Source organism: Polaromonas sp., assembly GCF_018780625.1.
Classification (GTDB): Bacteria; Pseudomonadota; Gammaproteobacteria; order Burkholderiales; family Burkholderiaceae_C; genus Polaromonas.
Window position 1 is genome coordinate 12706 of record NZ_JADMJK010000235.1, and the last position, 7421, is coordinate 20126.

The 7421-nt window shown below is 63.5% G+C and carries 7 protein-coding genes; 4 read left to right on the forward strand and 3 right to left on the reverse strand.

From position 1 onward, the window contains the following. Position 1: 1 nt before the first annotated feature. Positions 2-601, reverse strand: a complete 600-nt coding sequence (locus IV091_RS16780; protein WP_293470400.1) for an AbiEi antitoxin N-terminal domain-containing protein — start codon at positions 599-601, stop codon at positions 2-4. 106 nt (positions 602-707) lie between these two features. On the opposite strand from IV091_RS16780, the gene IV091_RS16785 reads away from it, so the two are divergent. After that, on the forward strand, positions 708-1034 hold the full coding sequence (locus IV091_RS16785; protein ID WP_293470401.1) for a hypothetical protein: 327 nt from the start codon (positions 708-710) through the stop codon (positions 1032-1034). A gap of 34 nt (positions 1035-1068) precedes the next feature. Further along, entirely contained in the window at positions 1069-2343 is a 1275-nt protein-coding gene (locus IV091_RS16790; protein WP_293470407.1) for a M20 aminoacylase family protein, read from the forward strand. A 260-nt stretch (positions 2344-2603) separates the two neighbouring features. Here IV091_RS16790 and IV091_RS16795 read toward each other — a convergent pair whose 3' ends face one another. Both IV091_RS16795 and zwf read right to left on the reverse strand, forming a co-directional pair. After that, positions 2604-3449: an SIS domain-containing protein gene (locus IV091_RS16795; protein WP_293470402.1), complete on the reverse strand. Its 846-nt coding sequence runs from the start codon at positions 3447-3449 to the stop codon at positions 2604-2606. A gap of 158 nt (positions 3450-3607) precedes the next feature. Continuing rightward, a complete protein-coding gene (gene zwf, locus IV091_RS16800) occupies positions 3608-5086 on the reverse strand; it encodes a glucose-6-phosphate dehydrogenase (protein ID WP_293470403.1) in 1479 nt (492 codons plus the stop codon). Positions 5087-5225: 139 nt separating this feature from the next. On the opposite strand from zwf, the gene tal reads away from it, so the two are divergent. Continuing rightward, positions 5226-6185: a transaldolase gene (tal, locus tag IV091_RS16805; protein ID WP_293470404.1), complete on the forward strand. Its 960-nt coding sequence runs from the start codon at positions 5226-5228 to the stop codon at positions 6183-6185. Beyond that, positions 6182-7421 (forward strand): glucose-6-phosphate isomerase (pgi, locus tag IV091_RS16810; protein WP_293470405.1); only part of this gene is annotated, 1240 nt, incomplete at its 3' end. The genes tal and pgi, both read left to right, overlap by 4 nt.

Genomic DNA, 7421 nt, shown 5'->3' on the forward strand with positions numbered 1-7421 from the left:
CTCATGCTGCCACCGCCTCAAGGTAAGGCTGCATCACCCGTTCCACCCGGTTGATCTTGGCGAAGTGGTTCAGCTCGGCCATGGTGACCTTGCGGCTGCGCCAGGACTCTTTGAGCGCCTCCAGTGCCACGTCGAGGCCGATCTTGTTGCGGAACTTGAAGCAGTCGGTCACCGTCTTGGCGACGCTGTAGACGCGAATTGGCGTGCCGTGCTCTGTCACGGTCTGGATGCCTTCGGAATAGGCTTGGCCCCGCAGGCGCGCGATGCGAAGCAGGGGGTAGTCCAGCGCCGGGGTCTGTGTGGCCTCCGGCAGCGCAACCCAGACCTCATGGGGCATTTGGGTGCCAATACCGTGGAATTGCAGCGCGCTCAGCAGGCACAGCACGGCCTTGGGCACGCGCTGACACACCTCGATCAGCGTCTGGTGCTCGGTGATTTCAGCATCCGGCAGGCTGTACAGGCCCCGGGCCACCCGTTGCAGCTTGCCGGCATGGTGCAGGCTGAGCAGCAGTTGTGGCGACCAGCCGTGCTCCTGCACATCTGCTGCGCGCAGCACACGCCGGTGCCGAGCAAGGTCAAGGATGTGGTCGGATTGGTTCATTTATCTTTATTTTAATATCCGCATGACTTGTTTTCAAGTGATGCGGTTTTTAACTTATTAGGCTAGACCTGGGCATCACAGTTCGACAGCCCTGCGCATGCCCCCTATGCCGATGGTTTTTTATTCCCGCATCTTTCTGCACAGGCGCAGGCAGGCCATGCAGACGAATCTGGAATCTGCATCACCGTGCATCCTGGCTGCACCCGCCAATGGCGGCAAACGGGAACCGGCGCCATCTACCGCTGTCATTGCGAGCGAAGTGTGGCAATCCATGACTGCGCTTTTTCGGCAATGGATCGCCACGGCCTGCGGCCTCGGCGCAACAGAAACAGCGGTATCTTCACCAGCTTTGGATGTCTTGGGCGAAGATGACAGCACGCGCCTGCGCCAATGGCGCCCTGGCAAGGAACAACATGAGGCCTCCTGTGATTGACCCCGACACCCTGCAGCCCCCTTCCGGGGCGCCCTTGCGCGCGCCCGGCTTGCGCGCCAACGGCCGCGCGTTTGCGCAAATTGCCGAATTTCACCCGGAGCTGACCGCCTTCAGGCGCGACCTGCATGCGCACCCCGAACTTGGCTTTGAAGAGGTCTACACCTCCAGCCGGGTGGCGCACGCGCTCAGGCTGTGCGGCGTGGACGAGGTGCACACCGGCATCGGCAAGACCGGCGTGGTGGCGGTGATTCGGGGCCAGCAAACCGGCGCGGCTTTCAAGTCTGCGCTGACTTCTGACCTGCGGCCCATGGTGGGTTTGCGGTCCGACATGGATGCGTTGCCCATGACCGAGCACAACGAGTTCGGCTGGAAATCTTCAAAGCCTGGCTTGATGCACGGCTGCGGCCACGACGGCCACACCACCATGCTGGTGGGCGCTGCCCGTTATCTGGCCGAAACGCGCCGCTTTGCCGGCGATGCGGTGCTGGTGTTTCAGCCCGCGGAGGAGGGGCGGGGCGGGGCCGATGCGATGATCAAGGACGGGCTGTTCGAGCGCTTTCCGGTGCAGGCGATTTACGCCATGCACAACTGGCCCGCGATGCCGCCGGGCACCATAGGCATCAACCCCGGACCCATGATGGCCGCCGCCGACCGCATCACGATAGAGATCACGGGCCGGGGCGGCCATGGTGCGCACGCCTACCTCACGGTCGACCCGGTGCTGGTGGCCGCGCACATCATCACGGCCTTGCAAAGCATTGTGTCGCGCAACGTAAAAGCCATGGACAACGCCGTGATCAGCGTGTGCTCGGTGCAGGCCGGCGACCCCGGCGCCATGAGCGTGGTGCCCGGCCATGCCACGCTGGTCGGCACGGTGCGCACCTTCAGGCCCGAGGTGCAAGACCTGGTGGAGCGCCGCCTGAAAGAGCTGTGCGCCGGGGTGGCGCAGGGCTTTGGCGCCACGGCCACCGTGCACTACGAACGCATTTACCCGGCCACCATCAACACCCCGGCCGAGTACCTGCTGGCGGCCAGTGTTGCCGACCAGCTGGTAGGCCCGGAAAACGTGGTGCGCAACCTGGAGCCCAGCATGGGCGCTGAAGATTTTTCCTTCATGCTCAGGCAGAGGCCCGGCGCTTATTTGCGGCTCGGCCAGGGTGAGCAGATACCCGATGGCCAGGGCGGCAGCGTAGGCGGCGTGGGCAGCCATTTTTTGCACAACAGCCGCTACGACTTCAACGACAGCGTGCTGCCGCTGGGCGCGGCGCTGTTTGCCGGCATCGTGGAGCGGGCGCTCCCGCTGGTGTGAATGCAAAAAACGTATTGAGTCACTACCCCCCGAATCCGCATGGCTCCTTCCCCCGCTGGGGGAAGGCGGGGATGGGGGCTAGCGGAAGTGGCCGGGCCGCTGTGGTTTGATGCGTGGAGAATGCTGGAACGAGTCGTTGGGCTGCCGGCATGGGTCAGCGCTGCCAGGAGCCCCCATCCCGACCTTCCCCCAAAGGCGGGAAGGAGGAAATCGGGGATGCTGATTCGTTAACTTCTTCATGCGTGGTTTTGGGCGCTGCCTCACGCATAGCGCTTGCTCCGCAAATTATTTTTCATCTCTTTCAGCAGCGGCTGCAGCTTGGGGCCTATGCGCAGCGCCAGGCAGGTGGCCAGAATGTCCACAATCATCAGGTGCAGCAGGCGCGACACCATGGGGCTGTAGCGGTCGTAGCCTTCGGGGTGGTCGGCGGCCAGATGAATGTTGCCGGCCTTGGCCAGGGGCGAGCCGGTGGCCGTGATCACGATGGTGGTGGCGCCGTTTTTTTGGGCGATGTCGCAGGCGTCCATCAGGTCGCGGGTGCGGCCCGAGTTGGAAATCACCACCACGCAGTCGCCCGGGCCCAGCAGCGAGGCGCTCATGACCTGCATGTGGCCGTCGCTGTAGGCAATGCTGTTGATGCCCAGCCTGAAGAACTTGTGCTGGGCGTCCTGCGCCACGATGCCGGAGTTGCCGACGCCAAAAAATTCAATGCGCTTGCCGGCGCGGTAAGCGGCCAGCAGTGCCAGCGTGGCCTTTTCAAAGGCCAGCGGGCTGGCGTCGTTGCGGTACTTTAAAAAAGCGGCCACGGTGTTGTCGATGACCTTGACCAGCACGTCGCCGGTCTTGTCGTCCATGTCCACGCTGCGGTGGATGAAGGGCACGCCCTCGCTGACGCTGCCGGCCAGCTTGAGCTTGAAGTCCGACAGGCCGTCGTAGCCCACGCTGCGGCAAAAGCGCACCACGGTGGGCTTGCTGACATGCGCGCGGCTGGCCAGTTCGGTGATGGGCAGATTGGCAAACGCGCGCGGGTCGGCCAGCACCAGCCGGGCCACGCGCTGTTCGGCCGGTGCCAGCGAGGGCAGGGAGGCTTTGATTCGGTCGAGCATTGGGAAGCCTTAAGGTACGTGGAAATCGCCAACATACCTTCGTCATCGCGAGGCCGCAGGCCGTGGCGATCCATCGCCGATAAAGCGCAGGCAAGGATTGCCGCGCTTCGCTCGCAATGACAAAGGTGAACAACTGGCGTGTTGTAATTTTTTCGCTGTTAACTTTCTTCAGACCAGCAGTAGTTGTCCTTGGCAATCATGGCGCTGGACGCGCTCGGCCCCCAGGTGCCTGACGTGTAGGGGCGGGGTCCGGCCGTGTCGTGGCGCCAGGCGTCCAGAATCGGCTCGACCCAGCGCCAGGCTTCCTCCTGCTCGTCGCTGCGCACAAACAGGTTGAGCCGCCCGGCAATCACGTCCAGCAGCAGCCGTTCGTAGGCGCCCACGCGTTCGGAGCCAAAGCGCTTGTCGAAATCAAGGTCGAGCTGCACCGGCGCCAGGGTGGGCGCGCCCCGGCTGGTGCCGCCCTGGCGCTGGTCGGCGCCCTGGGCCAGCAAGTGCAGTTCCAGTCCGTCTTTGGGTTGCAGATTGATGACCAGCCGGTTGTCCACGTTGGAGCAGGCCAGCGGCGAGTTGAAGATGGCGTGGGGCGCGGGGCGAAAGTTCACCTCGATGTGCGCATCACGGCCGGCCAGCCGTTTGCCGGTGCGGATGTAAAACGGCACGCCGGCCCAGCGCCAGTTGGCAATTTCGGTACGCAGGGCCACAAAGGTCTCGGTGCGGCTGTCGGGGTTCACGCCGGGTTCATCACGGTAGGCGGGCACGGCCTCGCCGTCTATGGTGCCCCCCGCGTACTGGCCGCGAATGGCGTGCTGGCGCAGTGTTTCGGGCGTCCAGGGCTTGAGCGAGCGCAGCACCTTGAGCTTTTCGTCGCGAATCGCGTCGGCGTGCGCGTTGATGGGCGGCTCCATGGCCACCGCGCACAGCAGCTGCAGCGCGTGGTTTTGCACCATGTCGCGGAGCGCCCCGGTGCTGTCGTAGAAAGCGCCGCGTTTTTCCACGCCCAGCTCTTCGGCAATGGTGATCTGGATGTTGGCAATGTGCTCGCGCCGCCACAGCGGCTCAAACAGCGAGTTGCCAAAGCGCAGCGCAAACAGGTTTTGCACCGACGGTTTGCCCAGGTAGTGGTCGATGCGGAAGATCTGCTGCTCGGTCAGCACGCTGCGCACGGTTTCGTTGATGGCGCGGTTCGATTCGAGGTTGTGGCCCAGCGGCTTTTCAAGCACCACCCGGGTCTGCGGGCCATTGAGCCCGGCGGCGGCGATTTGTTCGCACACGGTGGTGAACAGACCGGGCGCGGTGGCCACGTACATCACCACCACGTCGGCCGGCCGCAGCTGCAGCAGGGCTGCCAGTTGCGCATAGTCGGCGGGATTGGACAGGTCCATGCGCAGGTAGCCGAGCAAGGCTGCAAAGCGCGAAAACTCTTCCTCGCTGGGGCGCTTGGCCAGCTCGACCTGGTCAAAGCGGGCCTTGATCAGGGCCCGGTACTGGTCGTCCGACAGGTCGTCGCGCGCCACGCCCACAATGCGCCCGCCTTCCGGCAACGAACCGTGGCGAAAGGCCTGAAACAGGGCCGGCATGATCTTGCGCCACGCCAGATCGCCGGTGCCGCCAAAAAGGATGAGGTCAAAGCTCATGGTAAAACCTGGTTTGGTAATTAAGTTTCATATTCTATGGGCATAATGGTAACTCTATTGCGGCCCCATCCTGCCTGTTTGCCATTTGGCGGGGTGTTTCATTTGAACCAACTTCTCGCCTTTGGCGGGCGCTTTTGCCATGAACCAACTCGATGCCCTGAAACTGCACACCACCGTGGTGGCCGATACCGGCGACTTCAAACAGCTGGCCCAGTTCAAGCCGCAAGATGCCACGACCAATCCGTCGCTGATTCTGAAGGCGGTGCAAAAAGCCGATTACCAGCCGCTGCTGCTGGGCACCGTGCGCCGCTTCAAGGACCGGCCGCTGGACGAAATCATGGACCGTCTGCTGGTGCGCTTTGGCTGCGAGATCTTGTCGCTGATTCCGGGCCGGGTCTCGACCGAAGTCGATGCGCGCCTGAGCTTTGACACCCCCGCCACCGTGGCGCGCGGCGAACGCCTGATCGAGCTGTACCAGGCCGAAGGCGTTCACATTGACCGGGTGCTGATCAAGGTGGCGGCGACCTGGGAAGGGATTCAGGCCGCCGAACAGCTGGAAAAGCGCGGCATTCATACCAACCTCACGCTGCTGTTTTCGTTCTGCCAGGCGGTGGCCTGCGGCCAGGCCAGGGTGCAGTTGATTTCCCCGTTTGTGGGCCGCATTTACGACTGGTACAAAAAGTCGGCCGGCAGCGACTGGGACGAGGCGGCGCATGCCGGTGCCAACGACCCCGGTGTGAAGTCGGTGCGCGAGATCTTCAACCACTACAAGCACTTTGGCATTGCCACCGAGATCATGGGCGCGAGTTTTCGCAACGTGGGCCAGATCACCGCGCTGGCGGGCTGCGACTTGCTGACCATCAGCCCCGATCTGCTGGCGCAACTGGCCGCCAGCGAGGCGCCGCTGGCGCGCGCGCTGGACGCCAGTGCCGCGGCGGCGCTGGACCTGCCCGCCGCGCAGTTTGACGAAGCGGGTTTCCGTTTCGCACTCAACCAGGACGCGATGGCCACCGAGAAGCTGGCCGAAGGCATACGCGGGTTTGTGGTGGATGCCGTGAAGCTGGAGCAGCTGATGCTGGCAGCGCAGGCCAACGCATGAGCCGCCTGCGCTGCGACAAAACCCCGGCCTGGGCGGCATTGCAGGCCTTGTTTCAGTCCTCGGGCAAAAACTTTGACCTGAACGCAGCGTTTGCGGCCGACCCGCAGCGTTTTGCCCGCTTCAGCCAGGACGCGCCGCATGTGTTTGCGGACTTGTCCAAAAACCTGATCGATGGCGAGGTAGAGGCGCTGCTGCTGGCGTTGGCAGCGCAATGCGGCCTGGCGCAGTACCGGGACGCGATGTTTGCCGGGGAGCGCATCAACAGCACCGAGCAGCGTGCCGTGATGCACTTTTTATTAAGAAATCCGCCTTTAGCCCATTACATACCGGAACAAGTTGCTATTAATAAAATAGCGGATGCACAGGCTGAAGTGGAAGCCACCCTGCACGCCATGCTGGCCTATGCCGAGCAGGTGCGGGCCGATGACGCCATCACCGACATTGTCAACATCGGCATTGGCGGCTCTGACCTCGGGCCGCAAATGGCGGTGCGGGCGCTGCGCGAATTTGCCGCGCCGGGCAAGCGCTTTCACTTTGTCTCCAACGTCGATGGCCAGGAGCTGGCCAGCGTGCTGGCGCAGGTCAAACCCGCCGGCACGCTGTTCCTGATCGCTTCAAAAACCTTCACCACCGCCGAGACCATGGCCAACGCGCATTCGGCGCGGGCGTGGTTTGAGGCACACGGTGGCCGGGACGTGGGCCGGCACTTTGCAGCGCTCACCACCAACGTGGTGGCTGCCCGTGAATTTGGCATCAGCACCACCTTTGGTTTCTGGGACTGGGTGGGCGGGCGCTACTCGCTGTGGTCGGCCATTGGCTTGCCCATCGCGCTGGCCATTGGGGCTGCGGGTTTCAGGGAATTTCTGGCGGGTGCGCACGCCATGGACGAGCACTTTCGCACGGCCGGACTGGCGCGCAACCTGCCGGTGCGACTGGGCCTGCTCGACGTCTGGTACCGCAACTTCCACGGCTTTGGCAGCCGCAGCATTGCGCCTTACAGCAGCGCCTTGGGCCGCTTCCCGGCTTATTTGCAGCAGCTTGAAATGGAAAGCAACGGCAAGCGCGTGGATGCACAAGGCCAGGCTTTGCCCTACGCCACGTCGCCGGTGCTGTGGGGCGAGCCTGGCACCAACGGCCAGCATGCGTATTTTCAAATGCTGCACCAGGGCACGAATGTGGTGCCGGTTGAGTTTGTGGCGGTCAAACAGGCTGCCCACGACTTGCCGGGCCACCACC

Coding starts and splice junctions, on each gene's coding strand:
- IV091_RS16780 (WP_293470400.1), bottom strand. CDS start 601: ATGAACCAATCCGACCACATCCTTGACCTTGCTCGGCACCGGCGTGTG.
- IV091_RS16785 (WP_293470401.1), top strand. CDS start 708: ATGCCGATGGTTTTTTATTCCCGCATCTTTCTGCACAGGCGCAGGCAG.
- IV091_RS16795 (WP_293470402.1), bottom strand. CDS start 3,449: ATGCTCGACCGAATCAAAGCCTCCCTGCCCTCGCTGGCACCGGCCGAA.
- zwf (WP_293470403.1), bottom strand. CDS start 5,086: ATGAGCTTTGACCTCATCCTTTTTGGCGGCACCGGCGATCTGGCGTGG.
- tal (WP_293470404.1), top strand. CDS start 5,226: ATGAACCAACTCGATGCCCTGAAACTGCACACCACCGTGGTGGCCGAT.